Below are 18586 nucleotides of genomic sequence, written 5' to 3' on the forward strand. Positions count from 1 at the left end.
GGGTCAGCGCCTGGGCGTTTCGTTCACCAGGTTCGCCGGGCGTTCACCGGCCAGCGCGCTGAGCAGGCTATCTACGGCGCAGCGCGCCATGGCCTCGCGGGTATCGTGCGTCGCCGAGCCGATATGCGGGGTCGCCACCACGTTGTCCAGTTGCAACAGGGGCGAATCGTTCGGCAAGGGTTCCTGAACGAACACGTCCAGGCCCGCGCCACGGATGCGCTTTTCACGCAAGGCCGCGATCAGCGCGGCTTCGTCCACCACCCGCCCCCGTGCAATGTTCACCAGAAACGCATGCGGCTTCATCAGTGCCAACTCGCGGGTGCCGATCAGGCCCTCGGTGCTGGTACTCAGCGGTACGGTCAGGCACACGAAATCCGCGTGTTGCAACAGATCGTCCAGGCTGCAATGGCGCGCGTCGTAAAGCGCCTCCACCTCTGGCTTGGGGCGTGGGCTGTGGTAGAGCACGCGCATCCCGAAGCCGGCCGCACCGCGCCGCGCCAGCGCTTGGCCTATGCGCCCCATGCCGACGATGCCTAAGGTCTTGCCATGCACGTCGCTGCCAAAATGCGCCGGCCCGAGGCTGGCCTGCCACTGGCCGTCACGCACCCAGCCCGCCAGCTCCACCACCCGACGCGCACTGGCCAGGATCAGGGCAAAGCCAGTGTCGGCCGTGGTTTCGGTGAGTACGTCTGGGGTGTTGGTCAGCATGATGCCACGTCGGGTCAGGTCGGCAATGTCGTAGTTGTCGACCCCCACCGACACACTGGCGATCACCTTCAATTGCGGGGCCAGGTCGAGCAGGCTGCCGTCCAGGCGCAGGCTCGCGCCCAGCAGCCCCTGAGCGCCGGGCAAGGCATCACGCAGGCGGGCCAGGCCGTCCGGCCGCGTGGTGTCCACCCAGGTCACTTCAACCTGTTGTTGCAGGCGCGCCATGAGGTCGTCGGACAGGCGTTTGTACAGCACGATTCGCTTTTTCATACCAGGGTTTCCTGTTGGCTCATCGCCAGGTGGGAGCCGCCCCGTTTGGCACGGCCAGGCGTTTGGGTTGTTTTCAGCGCTGCCGTGAGCGCGACGGCGGTCAGCAACGCACCGCACATAAACAGATAAGAGGCGCCCGGCCCGCCGGTGGCGCCATTGAGGTATCCCACCAGCCAAGAGCCGCCGAAGGAACCCAGCGCGCCCATGCTGTTGATCAGCGCCATGGCGCCACCGGCAACGTTGCTGGGGAGGATTTCCGGGACAATCGCGAAGAACGGGCCATAGGGCGCGTACATGCAGGCCCCGGCGATCACCAGCAGTGCGTAGGACCACCAGAAATGCTCGCTGCCCAAGGCATACGAGCCATAGAAGGCCAGCGCCGCGATCAGCAAGGGTGGCCAGACGAAACGCTTGCGCTTCTGCAAGCGGTCCGAAGCCCAGGACACCCCGACCATGGCCAGCACCGCTGCCAGATACGGCACCGACGACAGCCAGCCCGCCTGCACGATGTCGACGTTCGCCGCCTGCTTCAGAATCGAGGGCAGCCAGAGCACGAAGCCATAAACCCCGATGCTCCAGCAGAAGTACTGCATCGACAGGATGATCACCTGCGGCGAACGGAACGCCTCGCGGTAGTTTTTCACAGGCTTTATGCCCTGCTGTTCCGCTGCCAGGGCTTGCTCCAGGCTGGCCTTTTCCTGCGCGCTCAACCAGTTGACCTGGGCTGGGCGGTCATCCACCAGGCGCCACCAGAAGAACGCCCAGATCACGGCCGGCAGGCCTTCGATGATGAACATCCAACGCCAGTCGTAGTGTTTGATGAGGTAGCCCGACACCACCGACATCCACAGGATGGTCACCGGGTTGCCGAGCATCAGGAAGGTGTTGGCCCGCGAGCGTTCGGCGCGGGTGAACCAGTGGCAGAGGTACACCAGCATCGCCGGCATTACTGCGGCTTCCACCACTCCGAGCAGGAAGCGGATGCCGATCAGCATGTACACATTGCTGATCATGCCCGTCAGGGTAGCCAGGCCACCCCAGAGGATCAGGCTGACGAAGATCAGCTTCTTCACGCTGCGTTTTTCGGCGTAGATGGCGCCGGGTACCTGGAAGAAGAAGTAACCGAGGAAGAACAGCGCCCCCAGCAGCGACGACAGCACCGGGGTGATCTTCAGGTCGTCGGCCATGCCGGAAGCGGCGGCGAACCCATAGTTTGCGCGGTCGAGGTACGCCAGGCTGTAGGTGACGAACACGATCGGGATGATGTACCACCAGCGGCGGCGCGCGAGACTTGTCGTTTGCATGATGTGTGCTCCTGAGCTTTTTGTTTTTGTTGCAACAGGTACCAAGGGTTCGGGATCAGGCCGTCAGGCGCGCCTGCGCAGGTCGTGCTCCTCCAGTTCGTGGCGCAGCGGCAAGCCTTCCATATCGCCGCGCGACTGCACGGCGCGGCTGCCACACCAGTTGCCGCGTGCCACCGCCTGCGGCAGTTCGCGGCCTTCGAGCAAGGCACTGAGTACACCGACGGCAAAGGCGTCACCGGCGCCGACGGTGTCCACCACCTTGGCCACCGGCACCGCAGCCACCTGGCCCTCGCATCTGCCGGTGCGAAAATAGGCGCCCTCATCACCCAGTTTGATCACCACCAGCTCCACCCCTTTGTCGAGGTAGAACGCGGCGATGTCCGCCGGGGTGTGCTGGCCAGTCAGCAGGCGCCCCTCCTCCAGGCCGGGCAGCACCCAGTCGGCCTTGACAGCCAGGGCGTTGATCTCGCGGACCATGCACGTGCGGTCTGGCCACAGCGAGGGGCGCAGGTTGGGGTCGAACGAAATGCTGCGCCCGGCCGCGCGCATGGCGTCCACCAGCGTGTGGGACAACGCCCTGCATCCGGTCGAAAGCGCCAAGGGGATGCCGGTGGCGTGCAGATGCCGGGCCTGCAGCCAATGCGGGCGGACCTGGGTCGGCGATAGCAGGCTGGCAGCGGAGTGGCCGCGGAAGTACTCCACGGCGGGGTCGCTGCCATCCTCGCAGCGGGCCTTGAGCTGAAAGCCGGTGGGGTGTTTGCAGTCGACTTCGACATCAGTGCAGTCCAGCCCTTCGCGGCGCAGGCTGTCGAGAACGAAGCGGCCTAGCGAGTCGTCGCCAACGCGGCTCAGCCAGCGGACCTTGAAGCCGAGGCGCGACAGGCCGATCGCCACGTTGCTGTCGGCACCAGCGATACGCTTGCCGAACTGCCCGACCTGCGCCAGGTCGCCGGTCTGCTCTGCCACGAACATGGCCATGGTCTCGCCAAAGCACAGCACGTCATGCTCATGCATGGCTCACCTCCTCGCCCAGTTTGGACAGGGCGGCGACCTGAGCACGGGTCAATGTCAGCAAATCGTCGCTGACCAAGGGGTATTCCACCGCACGCACCACACCGGGCGTGAACTCGCCCAGCAAGGCCTCCCAGGCCAGCAGGTCTTCAACTTGCGGGGGCACTGCGGCCAGCCGGCCGTCAGGCTTGCGTTCGACCGCCTTGCAGTGCACATAACGCACCCAGCGCCCAAGCGTGCGGGCCGCTTGCTGCGCCGATTGCGCTTGCCATTGCCAGTTACCGATGTCGAAGGTCATGCCCAGCGCCAGGCCAAGGTCGTCGGCGCGCTGGAAGAACCGGCGCATCGGCTCGATGCGCCCGCCCTGCTCGGTCTGGTCGTTTTCGACCAACAACACAGGGCCGTCGTGAGGTAACAACGTTGCCAACGCCCCCACATCGCAGCGGTCGTTGTAGTGCCCCAGGGACACCTTCAACGCGACCGCGCCTAGTGCGCGCGCCAACGCCAGTTTCTGTGTCAGCCGGGCATCGGGCAGGCCTTGCTCGGTCCACAGTTCAAGGGGTGTCGAGTAAAGGCATTCGAGCTTTGACGCGGCGATGGCGTTGGCCAGCGCGGCGGTGTCCGGCGCACTGTCGAACAGCTCTTCGCGCAATTCGACACGGGCAACGCCTGCGGCGGCCAGCAAGCCCAGAAAGTGCGCCTGGCCGCGCTGGCGTACCAAGGTGGCGCCGTAGCTGGAAAGACTGATGGAAACGGGGTTCGAGCGCATTGTTATTGTCCTTATGAAACCGGTTTCATTTTTCGGCACGGCCTAACCGCCACGTGCCTGTGGTTCATTCGCGTGAATGTGTTGAGCCTCGGATGATCAGGTCGGCTTTGAAGTCGATACGTCGGGGTGCCGCGCTTTCACCGCGCAGGCGGGCGAGCAGGCAGTTGAAGGCGGCCACGCCGATTCGCTCGGTGGGCTGGGCCAATGCGGTGATGCCGCTACCGACCAAGGGGTACCAGTCCAGTTCGTCGAGGGCGATCAGGCCGACGTCCTCGAACAAGCTGCAACCCGAGTCGTGCAGGGCGCGGGTAACGGCCAGCGTGGCCACGCCGTTGCAGGTGAAGATGGCCTGCGGGCCATGGCCGCTGGCCGCAAGAAACGAAGCCAGGCCGGCTGCCAGGCCTGGGGTGACTTCCAGCACCTGGTGGCGCATCCCTGAACGCCGGCTGATGGACGCACCGAACGCCTGCACCCGCTCAACACGCGAACTGGTGCCGTCGAGGGGTTCGGTGACTGCCAGAATGTCGCGGTAGCCCTGCGCCTGCAGGTGGTCCAGGGCTTGTTCGACGGCATCGGCATTGTCCAGCCCGACCAGGTCGACCTTGAGTTCAGGTAATTGACGGTCGACAAGGACCATGGGGATTTCGCGCTGCAGGTTGAGCAGTTCGCCGGGATGATGGCCGAGGGTGTTCACGATCAACCCCTCGACGTTGTAAGACTGCAGGGCCACCAGGTGATGGCGCTCCTGCTCGTCGTCGCGGTTGGTGTTGCACACCACCAGGCTGTAGCCGTGCTGGCGGCAGGCGGTTTCGACGGCATGCATCACCGCCACCGAATAAGGGTTGAGGATGTCCGCCACCAACATGCCGATCAGCCGGGTCTGCCCGCGCTTGAGGCCCCTGGCCATCTGGTTGGGGCGATAGCCAAGGCGCTCGATGACCTCTGCCAGGCGCTTGGCGGTGGCCTCGGCCAGCAACTGGCGATCACCCCCGATGTAGCGCGAGACGGTGGCTTTGGATACGCCGGCGACACGGGCTACTTCGCTGATGGTCACCCGCTCACGGGTATTGGCAAGCATGTCGGTCATCGGTGTCCCTTGTGGTTATTGTCGGTGACGGTATGAAACCGGTTTCAATACATCAAAACCGGCGCATTTAGTCACCTACCGTTCGTCGGGATTTACCTTGACCAAAGCGCAAGGGGCGCAGAGCGCCCCCTGAGGGTTAATGGGTTGTCACCTGCCCAAGGTCATCCCCCGACGTATGCTTCATGTCATCGGTCCGCAACTTGGCGACCTCGCCCGCCTTCACCGCCCCACCTTGGTTCCCCCAGCTGGTGCGTATGAAACTGACCACATCCGCCACTTCCTGGTCACTCAACCGCCAACCGAACGCCGGCATGGTCAAGTTCGACGGGGCCGTGTGTGTGGCAGGCACCGTGCCGCCGGCCAGTACCACATGGATCAGCGAGGTCGCATCGGCCGTCTGCAGCACCGGGTTGCCGGCCAACGCCGGGAATACCCGGGTATAGCCGTGCCCATCGGTACGGTGGCAGGCCGCGCAGTTGTCGATGTACACCGACGCGCCGGGCTTGCTGTCATCGCCGTTCCAAAGCGCTTGTGCGACCTGCTTGTCATACACATGCGGCTTGTCGTCAGGATTGCTCGCGGGCAACGTCTTGAGGTAACGGGCAATGGCGGTGAGGTCTGCGTCGCTCATGTACTGCATGCTGTGCTCGACCACATCGCTCATGCCGCCGAACACGGCGCTGCGCTCGCTTCGGCCAGTCTTGAGGAACTGCACCAGTTGCGCTTCGCTCCAGTTGCCCAGGCCATCCTTGTGGTCGCCGCGAAGGCTCTTGGCGATCCAGCCCTCAAGCGGGGCGCTACCTGCCAGAAACTGCTCGCCATCCTGCGGGCTCAGCGCCTTTTCCTGCATGGTCAAGGCGCGCGGGGTATGGCAGGCGCCGCAGTGGCCAAGCCCCTCGACCAGGTAGGCGCCGCGATTGACCACCGGGTCGGCAGCCGCCGAGGCCTGCCAGGCTTTCACTTCTGGGGCGAACAACCCGCGCCAGATCGCCAACGGCCAACGCATGCTCAACGGCCATGGAATATCCGTCGCCTTATTGGGCTGGGCAACCGGCTCAACGCCCTGCATGAAGTAGGCATACAGCGCACGCATGTCGTCATCGCTGACGCGCGCATACGAGGGGTACGGCATGGCGGGGTACAAGGTGCTGCCGTCCTTGCCAACGCCATGGCGCACGGCCTGGTCAAAGTCTTCAAAACTGTAATTGCCGATACCGCTGGCGTCAGGCGTGATATTGGTCGAGTACACTGTACCGATGGGGGTTTCCATGGGCAGCCCGCCTGCGAACGGCTTGCCGCCTTTGGCCGTGTGGCAGGCCACGCAGTCACCTGCGCGCGCCAGGTATTCGCCCTGCTTGATCAGCGTATTGTCGGCCTGAGCCGTCAGGCTTGCAGCGCACAGGGCCGTTGCGATCAACATTGTCTTCATGCTCATCGCTCCTCAAGCCTGAACCAGTGGGCCAGGGTTTTTCAGGTACTGCTCGCGGATCGCGCGGGCAGACCAATACGTCAGGGCCGCCACCAGCCCGGTCGGGTTGTAACCCAACCCCTGCGGGAACGCAGACGCCCCCGGGACGAAGACGTTGGGCACGTCCCAGCTCTGCAGGTAACGGTTCAGTGCGCTGGTCTTGGGGTCGGTGCCCATGATCGCGCCGCCGTTGAGGTGAGTGGTCTGGTAGCTGGCGGTGTTGAAGTGTTCCTTGACCTTTTTGCCCAGCACGGCAATGGACTTGGGGTTCATCGCCTGGGCGACCTTGCTGAGTTTGTCGACCATGAACTGGTTCATCTTGATGTCGTTTTCCTGCCAGTCGAAGGTCATGCGCAGCAACGGTTGGCCGAAGGCATCGCGGTAGGTTGGGTCCAGGTCCAGGTAGTTGCCCCGGTACGACTGGTGCGCGCCATGTGCGTCCATCGACACCTGGTGGGTGTAGTAGTCGGCGGTGGCCTTTTTCCAGGCGCTGCCCCAGGCGGGCGTGCCGGGCGGGTTGGCGATGCCGGCGATCGGGCGGCTGCCGGCCTGGTTCACCCACATGGGCGAGCCGCCGACGAAACCATATGGCCCGTGGTCGAAGTTATCTGCGTTGAAGTCATCGATCGCAATGCCGTTGCCACCGGCGCCGATAAAGTTGTTGGTGTAGGTGTCCTTGTCGAAGAACGCCTTGACCGTGCCCATGTTCTGGTAGGCGAAGTTGCGCCCGACCACGCCTTCGTTCTTGACCGGGTCGTACGGTTTGCCGATGCCCGATAGCAGCATCAGGCGCACGTTGTTGAACTGGAAGGCCGCGAGGATGACCAGGTCCGCCGGCTGCTCCACTTCCCGCCCTTGCGCGTCGATGTAGGTCACGCCGGTGGCGTTGCGTTTGCTGTCGTCCAGGTTCACCCGCAACACATGGGCGTTGGCGCGCAGCTCGAAATTCGGTACCTGGCGCAGCGCCGGCAGAATGTTCACGTTGGGCGAGGCCTTGGAGTACATGTAGCAGACGTAGCCACTGCAGAAACCGCAGAAATTGCACGGCCCCATCTGCGCCCCGTAGGGGTTGGTGTAGGGCCCGGAGGTATTGGCCGAAGGCAGGTTGTACGGTTTGTAGCCCAGGCTGGTCGCGGCCCTTTCAAACAGTTTTGCCGACACCACGTTCTTCTGTGCGGGCAGCGGGAACGGGCTGGAGCGATCAGCGGCATAGGGGTTGCCGCCCTTCCCCGCGCCGACCACCGTACCGTTGACGGTCCAGGCCTGGCCCGAGGTGCCGAAGACCTTCTCGGCAAAGTCGAAGTACGGCTCAAGCTCCTGATACGTGACGCCGAAGTCCTGAATGGTCATGTCTTCGGGGATGAACGCCTTGCCGTAGCGCTCTTCGTAGTGGCTGCGCATGCGCAGCTCGATCGGGTCTACCCGAAAATGCACACCAGACCAGTGCAGGCCCGCGCCACCTACGCCCTTGCCTGGCAAGAACGCGCCCAGCTGGCGGTTGGGCAACGCGACATCGTTGACGCTGTGGCGGATGGTGACGGTCTCTTTCGACACATCGACGAACAGCTTCTTGCGCACGCTGTAGGTGAGTTCATCGATCACCTGCGGGTAGCTGCCCTCGGGGTAGGTATCCTGCATCGGGCCACGTTCCAGAGCAACGACCTGCAGCCCTGCTTCGGTAAGCTCCTTGGCCATGATCGCGCCGGCCCAGCCGAAACCGACGATCACAGCATCAACTTTCTTCAACACATTCGCCATGGTTCAGGCCCTCTCGCCGCGGATGGACACCGCCGGAAACGGGTACGGCTCATTGCGCTCGACCCAGTCCATGAAGTCGGCCCGAGCACCGGGGAAACCGATCTGGGTCCAGCCCACCATGCCTTTGTTGCCACCGTGAACCGGGTCGCAGAAGAACCCTTCGCGGGTGTTCTGCACCAGCAAGCTGAAAAACAGCTTGGCCGGAAGCGCGTCGAAAACCAGCTCACCGGCTTCCACCTTGGCGAGAACACGGTCCCGGGTAGCGCTATCTTGCTCAGCAAAAACGTGTCCGGAGTTGGCTTTGCACCAGTCATCCACGGCGGCGATGCCCAGGCGATAGATCTGTTGCGGGCTGAGTTGCAACTGATAACCCAATTCTGGGGCGGCGTCGGCATTGAACGGCCCCTGCATGTACCACTGCGCGCCGGTTGCATACGGGGTATTCATCTGGCGGTCGATGAATTCGGCGGCGCCGGCCTCAAGCGCGCCAGGGCCAAGCTCATCGGCGGGGATGATACGGGCAACAGCGGCTTGCAGAAACGCCCACTCCTCGACGGTGAAAAAGGTCGGCTGGTAGTGCCCCGCCGGCGGCGTGGCAGGCACTTTGGGTGCGTGCTGCGGGGCCGCAAGCAACTGGCTGGCACCCACGCCCAACCCCGTGCTGGCCACGGTCACGACGGGTATCAGGGTCAAGGTCTTGCGCAGGAAGTCCCTGCGTGGGTTATCGGGGGCATGCTCAGGCATTACGAATCCTCATCGGCTTGGGGGCGGCCTTGAAACGAACCGTCTGATGTTCAATGTGGGGGGAGATCTTGATAGGCCATCAAGAAGACAGCCGAATAATCTAACGCGTTCAGAAATGTTTTGAAACCGGTTTCATGCTTGACTTTCTGGCCACAGCTAAAGCCCAGCTGCGGGAATCCGTGGCTCGCCAAGGTTTTTCACACCCGGCACTTTAAAGCACCCCCCGCCTTCTCTAGCCGCAACCAATAGTTTCCTAGCAAAGTAGAAAACGAAACTTCCTACAACTGTTTAGGACGCTCAATACTCTCCAGTGAACTGATTCCTCGTTAGTGTTCAGGCTCCAGCTAAATGCCTACGTCTGATCGCGCGGGTGGCGCATGCCCTTTGCAGACGCTGCCTGATTTTCGAGGGAATCCGCATGCCCAGCCAGTCCGACTTTTACTTCACCTTCCAGCCGCTGGCTGGTCAGAGTGAATTCGAAGTGGTTTCGTTCGAACTCAACGAAGCGATAAGTACACCCTACCAGCTGAACCTGGAGCTGATCAGCTTCGACGATGAAGTCGACTTCGGCCAACTGCTCGACAAACCTGTGCTGTTTACCATTTGGCGTGGGGAGCGCGCGCTGCGCTACGTGCACGGCCTGGTCAGCACCTTCAGCCAAGGCGACACAGGTTTTTGCCGCACACGTTATCGCGCCTTGGTCGAACCCATGCTGGCGCGCGCCGGGCTGCGCTCCAACTGGCGCATCTTCCAGCAGAAGACTGTGCCGCAAATACTTGAAATCATGCTTAAGCGCCAAGGCATCCTTCATTTTCAGCTGAACAGCAGCGGCGAGCATCAAGTACGCGAGTTCTGCGTGCAAGCCGGTGAAACCGATCTCGCTTTCATCGCCCGCCTGGCTGCCGAAGAAGGGTTCGTCTACCGCTTCGAGCACACGCCGAAGCAACACATGCTGCTCTTCACCGACCGCTTGCTGTGGCTGGGGCAGATCAGCCGTGGTGTCATCCAGCGCGACGACGATGAAGGCTTCGATGACGACGACATCGACCCCAACCAGGTGCTGTACCGTTCCAACCGGGGTGGGGACCAGGCCATGCCTTGCCTGCACCGGTTGCGCTACAGCGAGCAGGTGCGTACTGCGCGCCAGGTGCAACGGGATTACACCTTCACCAACCCGGCCTACCGGCAGGAGCATCGCGCAGAAGCCAGTGACCTGAAACATCAATCTACAGCGTACGAGTATTTCGACTACCCCGGCCGCTACAAGCGTGACGCTGTCGGCGTGCCCTTCACAGCCACCCGGATAACCGCTCTGCGCCATGATGCCCGCATTGCCGAAGTGGAAGGCGATGATGTGCGCCTGCAACCGGGGCTGAGTTTCACCCTGATCGAACACCCTCGGGACGACTTGAACGTGCACTGGCGTGTGATCAACGTGCAGCATGAAGGTACCCAGTTTACCAGCCTGCAGGAGGAAGCTGCGGGCGCCCAGCAAGGTACTCGTTACTCGCAGGCCGCAGTGCTGGTGCCGGGCAGAGCCGAGTGGCGCCCGGCGCCGCTGGCCAAGCCGCGCATCGACGGCCCACATATGGCAACCGTCGTCGGCCCGCCTGGCGAGGAGATCTATTGCGATTCGTGGGGCCGGGTCAAGGTCAGCTTCCCCTGGGACCGGGAGAGCGAGAACAATGAATTCAGCTCCTGCTGGGTGCGGGTTTCGCAAGGCTGGGCCGGTGGTAGCTGGGGCTCGATGGCCATCCCGCGTATCGGCCAGGACGTGATCATCCAGTATGTCAACGCCGACCCGGACCAGCCGATGATCACCGGCCGTACCTACTGCGGCAATCAGCTTCCGCCCTACGACCTGCCCGAACACAAGACGCGCATGACCATCAAGAGCCAGACCCACAAGGGCGGTGGTTACAACGAGCTGCGCTTCGAAGACGAACTGGGCCGACAAGAAGTGTTCATCCACGCAGAACGGGACCAGAACAACGTTGTAAAGCACAACGAAACCACGCGGGTCGGCAACGATCGCGCCGAACGCGTGGAGCAAGACGAAACGATTTCGATTGGCCGGGACCGCCGGGAAGATGTCGCCCAAGACGAGTCACTCAGCATTGGCCAAAACCGCGTACACGAAATTGGCAATGACGACAGCCTTTCAATCGGCCGAACCCATACCATCGTCACAGGGCAGGACCGGATCGAAAAAGTTGGCAATCACCGCCAGGACTTCACCAAAGCCAACCACACGGTAGAGATCGGTGGCCACCTCGAACAAGTGGTGGCAGGTCATAACCTATTGCAAACCGGGGAAGCCATCAGGCACACCACCAAGGTGTACGACATACAGGTCAGCGAGAGCCTCACAATCAGAAGCCCGGGCGGGCTGCTGCGGATCGATGGGGCCGGTGTGACGTTGGATGGCGTGGCACTCGCGTTCAGAGGGCCGGTCAGCCAGCAGGCAGTGGGCAGCCAACGTACAACGTCGACCGCCGGTATACCGGAGCCCGGCGAGCCCATTTGCCTCAGCTGCATGCTGAAAGCGATCGCGGATGGCCACAACATGATCCGCATGGGGGGCACCCACTGATGCCGAGCCCTTTCGTCAGAGCACTGGTCGAGGTACTGAGAACCTCCGATCGGTATCGCCTGAGCGCCATTGTCGAAATGGCCGATCTTTCACCTCAAATTCGTGAAGAGCTGACCGAGTATTACTCGGGGCGCTGCTGGCCACTGTTGCAGCAAGCTCAATTCAGCAACTTGCGAGCAGTAGGGCCCTGGCTATTCGGTTCGCGCCCTGGTTCTGATGTCTCAGCCCAATACGACTTTCAATGGCAGCTCGAACAAGGCGCAGTGGGTGCGGTATGCGGCTGGATAGTCAGCGCGTTGCCACCTGGCCTGCTCGCCCGACACTTGAGCCAGGCCAACATCGTCACCGGTGCAGATGGCCAGGCGTACCTTATGCGCTACCACACCGCTGCAGCCCTTGGCGTGCTGGCTGCACACCGCCAGTTGCCTGGGGTCAGCGAGTGGTTGGCGCCTATCTATCACTGGTGGGCACCCGTGGCGGACCCGCACAAAACACTGTGGTTGAAGATAGCCGGCGGCAACCAAGCGCCACCTGCACACATCACGCCCATCACGCTGGACGATAACTGCTGGGCTGCATTGGCGGGAGACCCACTGAGCTACCAACTTGCCGAGGTACTGAAGGGCGAGCAGTCCTGCCCCACCTTGGCCGCTGCTTGCCACGGCACACGGGTTGGCCTGATCCAGCACTACCTCGATCAGGCACGTGAGCAAGGCCTGGACCGTGAAGAGGACCTCATCACCTATGTACTGATGACGGCGCGCGACGGTGAACAGCTGAGCACATCACCGGCCTGGCAGGACGCAATCGCTGCGACACGCGAGCAGCGGACCGCGCTTATCGACAACGTGCAGCAATACCTGCGCACCAAGGCCTGAGGCACACCCCCATGGACTCGCTCACCCAAACGCTCGAACTGTGCCGACGTGTTACAGCCGGCTACCGCCCAGCACTACGTAACAGCCCCGTCGCCGATTGCACACGCCGCTTCGAACTGCTGCCCCTGCGCTATGCCGCTGTCGGCGGCAACTCGGCACAGCGTGCCCGCTTGCCCAAGTTGCCAGGCTACCTCAGCCCCTTTCAGGATGTGGGTGAACTGACCCACTCCAGCTATGCCATCCGCCCGCTGCGCGAAGGCTTTCTCTACCTGCTGATCAAACGCTACAGCGCGCCGGCCTACGAATGGCACAGCCAGTACCGTGTAGCGCCCAATGGCTCACTGCTGTACATCAACGCCGACGCCCCTTGGGAGCCTGCCCCCAGCACAGGCAACCTGGACGACATCCTGAGCGCCTTCGGCTGGACCATCACCCTCTACGACCTGGACGACATCCAGGAACTGCGCCCGTTGTTCAGCCCCTCCCCGCTCACACCGCGCATGCTCGACAACTACCGCCTGCTGGAAGACGAGTATCGCAACAGCCTGCCCTCCATCGATATCGCCCGCTTCATCCAGCCTTCGGATGCACCGCCTCAGCCAAACGTACTCAAGCACGATCAACTGGGCTGGGTGGCTGACTTCAAGGCGCAAGACGATGCACAGCTGCAGGCGCTGCTGGACCTGCAGCCATTCAACAACGACCAGATCGTATCGCCGCATGCCTCACGGCAAGCCCTGGCGCCGCTTATGCATCAAACCAAACCCCGTGGCGCCGCCATCGTGATCGAAGACGCCATCGGCATCACTCAGGAGCTCAATGCCTGGCGCAACGCAGCCGTCGAGGAGGTGAAGACGACATGGCTGCAGCGCACCGTGGAACCTGGCGTGGACAACGAGCGCAAATTGCTGGTCGCGCAATCGTTCCTGGAAATAGAAAAGCTCTACCCGCAGATGGTGGCTGAGCAGATCGTCAAGCGTCAGGTCATGGCTGAGACCATCCGCAACCAGCCAGCCACGCCCGTGGAGTTCTATGCGTTTTCCGAACGCGCAAGGCAGCAGGCCGACGCGCATGACGAACAGATGAAACCTCATCTCGCGCAGTTCGAGCGCGAAGTCCGCGCCAAGGTCCAGGCCCGTCAGGATGCTGGCGAATTCAGCAAGAAGTTCGACGAGAAATACGGCCATCTGGTCGACCGCCAGGCCATGCACGATCAGCTCGAAGGCTTCGAGCAGGCGATGCAGCAGGCCCAGCAGGCTGCACAGGACCGCGCCAAGGACCATGCCCACTGGGTGACAAGCGAGCGTTTGCTACAAACGCTGGACCGCTACGACAACGCCGACCTGATCAATGGCTTGGCCTTTGCCGAACAGACCGGCCAGTGCGTGATCGGCATGGAGCTCAGCGAACTGGGCACGGCCATCCTTGACCACTGGTGGCGCAGCGATGTGGCGGACCGCTGCAACCTGGCGATGCGCGGCATCACCTATAACCAGGACGACATCCGGGAAGCGCTAGCAGCGTTGCAGGAAGCGGCCAAGGCCGAACCGCCGGCAGAGACATCGTTCGTGTTGCGTGAAGCGCTCGCCCGCCAAGCGCACATTGCGGCGAATGCCTTCGGGCGTATCAATACGCTGTATGAGGAGCTACAGAGCAGGAACAGCACTGCCAGCATCGGTTTGCATGCCTGGTACGTCGCGCTGGGACGGCAGGTGCTGCGTACCGGGTCACCAAACAGCATGGACCGCGCCCTGCACCATGGCCTGCGCCTGACATTGTTTGCATCGGTGCATGAAACGGCTGTCGACATTCGCCTGGGCGACGCTGCTCGCAGTGGGCAACCACTGAATGCACAGCGCAGCGGTGCTCAGGTTGCACGCTATCTGGATCAGGCCTGGGCTGAAGGACTGATGCAGGCCAACAGCAGTGATTTCTACAAAGTGCGTGTCTCCGGGTTGGTTTGCCTACTGGAAGGGATGCTGATGGCATTCAAGGCGCGAGAGCTGCCCGACAGTGATGTGCGGGTGAAGACCGAGCTTTTGGCAGCGGCCATGACCACGGCTGCGGCCGGGTTTGAAGTTGGCGCCAGTTATGTGGATCAAGTGGTGGTGAGGTATGGCGCGAATAGCGTGACCGGGAGAGGCGCTGCGGCGACGTTGGGGAGATTGAAACTTTGGGGGGCTGGTCTGGCTGGGATGGGAGGCGGCATGCTGGCATGGTGGGATTTTGCAGACTGGCATAAACATCTTGAAAGCGAACCGACTACGAAGCAGGGAAGAAAGGAATCTAGGATCCTCGCCACTGCATATGCTCTTCGGGGAGCGGCTACCATAACAATATCATTGGCAGAGTTTGGAACAGCCGTCGCGATTGCGAAACCTTTATTCGAGCACTTGGCTAACTCGCACTCTAATAAAATAGTAAAGCTTCTAGGTCGGTCCATGACAGGGCTCGCAAACACTCTGGGCACACAAGCTGCTCGTCTGCTACTCGCTCGATTAGTACTGGGAGCTTTTTGGATAGGCCTCGCCCTAACACTCGTAATTTATATTTTTGAAGATGACGCACTGGAGAAGTGGTGCAAGCGCAGTTGTTTTCGCAGTGGAAATAGCTCCAACACTTATGAAGAGCAAGAAGAGCTGAGGGCTCTACATTCCGCATTTGGTGAGGTCTTATAATGTACTTGATTGAATGGGAATTCTGGCAGATGATCACCGAGTCAGAACCCAAGCGAAAAGCGTCCAAAGCAGAGATGACGTCGTCAGAGATACGCATGACTAACGAATTCTACGCAGGGGATCTGGAAGAAGAATTTAATTTTCAGCCTGCCAGCGAAAAACCTCAGACACGCGGACCGGTATACGCCTTCAATGAAAACTTCATGGAGATGCGCTGCGGCGGCTCAGAAGAGAAACGTGGCCTCTTAACACTTGCAGTGCTCGGCGGAATTATACCTGTTATAAGCGTCACGACAATCTCCGCAGTAAGCTTCCTATGGATTGACATAACGGATCATGCTACACGCTCATTTATAACCGTTACGCTGACCCTGATCATGACTCTAATTGCAGCCACCGTAATATACCTATACGCAAAACATGGCATAAAATTAACCCGACTGGAAATACTGACCAGCCGCCATCTGCTCATTCGCTTCAACCGAATAACACAGCAGGTGCACCTGCATAGACCAAGCTATTGCGGCGGCGTCGTAACATTTCCCTGGAAAACCACCGGAAGCACAGGACTCTACCCAGAGGATGACTCGCTCAGCGTGGGAATGAGACTTGGCCTGATCTGGCACCCCATCCATACCGGCCTTCCCCACATGGAAATGGCCCTACTCGGCAAACAAGGCCAAGGTGGCAGCGAACTCCGTGATGAATGGGAATTCATCCGCCGCTACATGGAAGAAGGCCCGCACGCCGTCCCTCGCCCCCGCCTGAGTACCCAGCTACCCTCGCCCATCCAGGCATTCAGCGCCCAGTTCGAAGGCCTTGGCCGTTTCTTCCGCAAAAGCAGTTGGCTGTTCAAACTTGCAATGCTCATGGTCTGGCCCGCTTTCGTCATCATCGGCACCGCGCACTGGGCCAGCCTGCTGCTGTGCTGGCGACCCCGCTGGCCGAAGGTGATCCGTGAGGCCGGTTTGCCCGGTAAACCCGTGCCTTCACCCACTACTTTGAGTGACTACCCGCCCGAAATCCAAGAGCGCCTGCTCGCCAATGCTGACCGCTGGCAACTCAAACCTGGCAAGCGCCCAGCGAAAAAGCCACGTAAACCGCGTACACCCAAAGCGCGAAAAATACCGACATAAAAGCTCACGCAAGCAGCGGACCGCGCTTATCGACAACGTGCAGCAATACCTGCGCACCAAGGCCTGAGGCACACCCCCATGGACTCGCTCACCCAAACGCTCGAACTGGGCAGACGTGTTACAGCCGGCTACCGCCCAGCACGACGTAACAGCCCTGTCGCTAAGTGCGTGTCTCCGGGCTGGTTTGCCTACTGGAAGGAATGCTGATGGCATTCAAGGCACGAGAGCTGCCCGACAGTGATGCGCGGGTGAAGACCGAGCTTTTGGCAGCGGCCATGACCACGGCTGCGGCCGGGTTTGAAGTTGGCGCCAGTTATGTGGATCAGGTGGTGGTGAGGTATGGCGCGAATAGCGTGACCGGGAGAGGCGCTGCGGCGACGTTGGGGAGATTGAAGCTTTGGGGGGCTGGTCTGGTTGGGATGGGAGGCTTCGTGCTGGCTTGGTGGGATTTTGCGGATGCATCTGAGCATTTCCGTGAAGCGCAGGGTAAAGCGTCAAACGTTCATTCCCAAAGACTGGGTTACGCATACCGTACCCGAGGAGCCGCAACCATAGTACTGGCGTTGGCAGAAGCTGGAACAGCTATAGCATTAGCGAAACCCTTCTTCGACTATTTGTCCCTGAATAACCAGAACAAGACGCTACGGGTTATTGGGCGCTCTTTAGAGAGTGTTGCTTCACGACTAGGCACGCAGGCTGCACGTTTACTCCTGGCTCGATTAGTTTTAGCCACTTTCTGGCTGGGCTTGATCCTGACTGTATTAATCTACATATTTGAAGACGACGCATTGGAAAAGTGGTGCAAGCGGAGCAGCTACCGCTTAGAGAAAAACTCCAAATCATATGATGAGCAGGAAGAGCTAGCAGCGTTGTACTCAGCATTCAGCGAGGCCCTGTAATGTATATAATTGAATGGGGCTTGTGGCAAATGGCCATAGAGTCGTACGCCGCACGCAAGAAATTTGATGCCGAAAGAAGTGCGTCAGATAAACGTGCAGATAGGGATTTTTATGAGGGCGACTTCGAGAAAGAAACACACTTTCGCTCTGTCAGTGAAGCGCCAAAAGTGCGGGGACCAGTCTTTACGCTCAACGATACCTATATGGAAATGCGTTGCGGGGGCTCAGAAGAAAAACGCGGACTACTTACATTGATGACTTTAGGGAGCTTGATTCCGATATTGTATACCGGGGTCACGATGACGCTTAGCTCAATTCATCTAAATATATTCTCACCTTACGACACCTCAGCCCTAGACATTATACTCGCCTTACTTATGAGCCTGATGGATGGCGCAATCATTTACTTCTACATAAAGTACGGCTTGCAATTTACACGCCTGGAAATGTTGACCAGCCGCCACTTACTTATTCGTTTCAATCGGAAAACTCAGCAAGTTCATCTTCATCGACCACCTTCGTGTGGTGGCATCGTAACATTTCCTTGGAGAACAACCGGAAGCACAGGTCTTGATCCAGAAGACGACTCGCTCAGCGTGGGAATGAGACTTGGCCTGATCTGGCACCCCATCCATACCGGCCTTCCCCACATGGAAATGGCCCTACTCGGTAAACAAGGCCAAGGCGGCAGTGAACTCCGTGATGAATGGGAATTCATCCGCCGCTACATGGAAGAAGGCCCGCACGCCGTCCCCCGCCCCCGCCTGAGTACCCAGCTACCTTCGCCCATTCAGGCATTCAGCGCCCAGTTCGAAGGCCTTGGCCGTTTCTTCCGCAATAGCAGTTGGCTGTTCAAACTTGCAATGCTCATGGTCTGGCCCGCTTTCGTCATCATCGGCACCGCGCACTGGGTCAGCCTGCTGCTGTGCTGGCGACCCCGCTGGCCGAAGGTGATCCGTGAGGCCGGTTTGCCCGGTAAACCCGTGCCTTCACCCACTACTTTGAGTGACTACCCGCTCGAAGTCCAAGAGCGCCTGCTCGCCAATGCTGACCGCTGGCAACTCAAACCTGGCAAGCGCCCAGCGAAAAAGCCACGTAAACCGCGTACACCCAAAGCGCCAAAATCGCCGATATAGAAGCAGGCTGCGCTCAAGCCCCAGCGGCTCTCGGGAGTGGGTCGCAACCACCGGCCCCAACCCCCAATGCTGGGGGTACGGGGCCCATAGGCAAGTTCCAGGAAAACCTGACGAAGGGTCTGCAGCCCTTGTGCCGCAAGGCTTGCA

General features: G+C 60.8%; 14 protein-coding genes. 6 read left to right on the top strand and 8 right to left on the bottom strand.

All coding sequences use genetic code 11. From position 1 onward, the window contains the following. Nucleotides 1–3 precede the first annotated feature (3 nt). The 8 genes from HU766_RS03460 to HU766_RS03495 all read right to left on the bottom strand — a co-directional run bounded on the left by HU766_RS03460 (nucleotide 4) and on the right by HU766_RS03495 (nucleotide 9119). On the bottom strand, nucleotides 4–978 hold the full coding sequence (locus HU766_RS03460) for a D-glycerate dehydrogenase (RefSeq protein WP_186653478.1): 975 nt from the start codon (nucleotides 976–978) through the stop codon (nucleotides 4–6). Continuing rightward, nucleotides 975–2282, bottom strand: coding sequence for an MFS transporter (locus HU766_RS03465; protein ID WP_033697970.1), 1308 nt, complete (start codon nucleotides 2280–2282; stop codon nucleotides 975–977). The genes HU766_RS03460 and HU766_RS03465 overlap by 4 nt, the downstream gene beginning before the upstream one ends. Nucleotides 2283–2345: 63 nt before the next feature. Next, nucleotides 2346–3296, bottom strand: coding sequence for a sugar kinase (locus tag HU766_RS03470; RefSeq protein ID WP_186653480.1), 951 nt, complete (start codon nucleotides 3294–3296; stop codon nucleotides 2346–2348). Beyond that, complete coding sequence (locus HU766_RS03475) at nucleotides 3289–4062, bottom strand: AP endonuclease (RefSeq protein ID WP_186653482.1); 774 nt, start codon at nucleotides 4060–4062, stop codon at nucleotides 3289–3291. Before HU766_RS03475 ends, HU766_RS03470 begins: the two co-directional genes overlap by 8 nt. 64 nt (nucleotides 4063–4126) lie before the next feature. Then, nucleotides 4127–5149 carry a LacI family DNA-binding transcriptional regulator gene (locus HU766_RS03480; protein WP_186653485.1) on the bottom strand — a complete coding sequence of 341 codons (1023 nt, stop codon included), beginning with the start codon at nucleotides 5147–5149 and terminating at the stop codon, nucleotides 4127–4129. 136 nt (nucleotides 5150–5285) lie between these two features. Continuing rightward, entirely contained in the window at nucleotides 5286–6578 is a 1293-nt protein-coding gene (locus HU766_RS03485) for a cytochrome c (protein ID WP_186653488.1), read from the bottom strand. A gap of 12 nt (nucleotides 6579–6590) precedes the next feature. Continuing rightward, on the bottom strand, nucleotides 6591–8375 hold the full coding sequence (locus tag HU766_RS03490; RefSeq protein WP_186653491.1) for a GMC family oxidoreductase: 1785 nt from the start codon (nucleotides 8373–8375) through the stop codon (nucleotides 6591–6593). A gap of 3 nt (nucleotides 8376–8378) precedes the next feature. Next, nucleotides 8379–9119: a gluconate 2-dehydrogenase subunit 3 family protein gene (locus tag HU766_RS03495; RefSeq protein WP_186653494.1), complete on the bottom strand. Its 741-nt coding sequence runs from the start codon at nucleotides 9117–9119 to the stop codon at nucleotides 8379–8381. A gap of 418 nt (nucleotides 9120–9537) precedes the next feature. Between HU766_RS03495 and tssI the strand changes: the two genes are divergently transcribed. The 6 genes from tssI (at nucleotide 9538) to HU766_RS03525 (ending at nucleotide 18439) form a co-directional block, all read left to right on the top strand. After that, nucleotides 9538–11712, top strand: coding sequence for a type VI secretion system tip protein TssI/VgrG (gene tssI, locus HU766_RS03500; protein WP_186653510.1), 2175 nt, complete (start codon nucleotides 9538–9540; stop codon nucleotides 11710–11712). Then, nucleotides 11712–12590 carry a DUF4123 domain-containing protein gene (locus tag HU766_RS03505; protein ID WP_186653513.1) on the top strand — a complete coding sequence of 293 codons (879 nt, stop codon included), beginning with the start codon at nucleotides 11712–11714 and terminating at the stop codon, nucleotides 12588–12590. The genes tssI and HU766_RS03505 overlap by 1 nt, the downstream gene beginning before the upstream one ends. Before the next feature lie 11 nt (nucleotides 12591–12601). Next, nucleotides 12602–15268 carry a T6SS effector BTH_I2691 family protein gene (locus tag HU766_RS03510; protein WP_186653516.1) on the top strand — a complete coding sequence of 889 codons (2667 nt, stop codon included), beginning with the start codon at nucleotides 12602–12604 and terminating at the stop codon, nucleotides 15266–15268. Beyond that, on the top strand, nucleotides 15268–16404 hold the full coding sequence (locus HU766_RS03515) for a DUF6708 domain-containing protein (protein ID WP_186653518.1): 1137 nt from the start codon (nucleotides 15268–15270) through the stop codon (nucleotides 16402–16404). Before HU766_RS03510 ends, HU766_RS03515 begins: the two co-directional genes overlap by 1 nt. A gap of 206 nt (nucleotides 16405–16610) precedes the next feature. After that, on the top strand, nucleotides 16611–17303 hold the full coding sequence (locus HU766_RS03520) for a hypothetical protein (RefSeq protein ID WP_238338553.1): 693 nt from the start codon (nucleotides 16611–16613) through the stop codon (nucleotides 17301–17303). Further along, entirely contained in the window at nucleotides 17303–18439 is a 1137-nt protein-coding gene (locus HU766_RS03525; RefSeq protein WP_186653520.1) for a hypothetical protein, read from the top strand. The genes HU766_RS03520 and HU766_RS03525 overlap by 1 nt, the downstream gene beginning before the upstream one ends. Nucleotides 18440–18586 lie beyond the last annotated feature (147 nt).

This window comes from Pseudomonas sp. SWRI77 (assembly GCF_014269105.1).
GTDB lineage: Bacteria > Pseudomonadota > Gammaproteobacteria > Pseudomonadales > Pseudomonadaceae > Aquipseudomonas > Aquipseudomonas capeferrum.

Coding starts and splice junctions, on each gene's coding strand:
- HU766_RS03470 (WP_186653480.1), bottom strand. CDS start 3,296: ATGCATGAGCATGACGTGCTGTGCTTTGGCGAGACCATGGCCATGTTC.
- HU766_RS03525 (WP_186653520.1), top strand. CDS start 17,303: ATGTATATAATTGAATGGGGCTTGTGGCAAATGGCCATAGAGTCGTAC.
- HU766_RS03510 (WP_186653516.1), top strand. CDS start 12,602: ATGGACTCGCTCACCCAAACGCTCGAACTGTGCCGACGTGTTACAGCC.
- tssI (WP_186653510.1), top strand. CDS start 9,538: ATGCCCAGCCAGTCCGACTTTTACTTCACCTTCCAGCCGCTGGCTGGT.
- HU766_RS03515 (WP_186653518.1), top strand. CDS start 15,268: ATGTACTTGATTGAATGGGAATTCTGGCAGATGATCACCGAGTCAGAA.
- HU766_RS03520 (WP_238338553.1), top strand. CDS start 16,611: ATGGCATTCAAGGCACGAGAGCTGCCCGACAGTGATGCGCGGGTGAAG.
- HU766_RS03460 (WP_186653478.1), bottom strand. CDS start 978: ATGAAAAAGCGAATCGTGCTGTACAAACGCCTGTCCGACGACCTCATG.
- HU766_RS03465 (WP_033697970.1), bottom strand. CDS start 2,282: ATGCAAACGACAAGTCTCGCGCGCCGCCGCTGGTGGTACATCATCCCG.
- HU766_RS03485 (WP_186653488.1), bottom strand. CDS start 6,578: ATGAAGACAATGTTGATCGCAACGGCCCTGTGCGCTGCAAGCCTGACG.
- HU766_RS03505 (WP_186653513.1), top strand. CDS start 11,712: ATGCCGAGCCCTTTCGTCAGAGCACTGGTCGAGGTACTGAGAACCTCC.
- HU766_RS03475 (WP_186653482.1), bottom strand. CDS start 4,062: ATGCGCTCGAACCCCGTTTCCATCAGTCTTTCCAGCTACGGCGCCACC.
- HU766_RS03480 (WP_186653485.1), bottom strand. CDS start 5,149: ATGACCGACATGCTTGCCAATACCCGTGAGCGGGTGACCATCAGCGAA.
- HU766_RS03490 (WP_186653491.1), bottom strand. CDS start 8,375: ATGGCGAATGTGTTGAAGAAAGTTGATGCTGTGATCGTCGGTTTCGGC.
- HU766_RS03495 (WP_186653494.1), bottom strand. CDS start 9,119: ATGCCTGAGCATGCCCCCGATAACCCACGCAGGGACTTCCTGCGCAAG.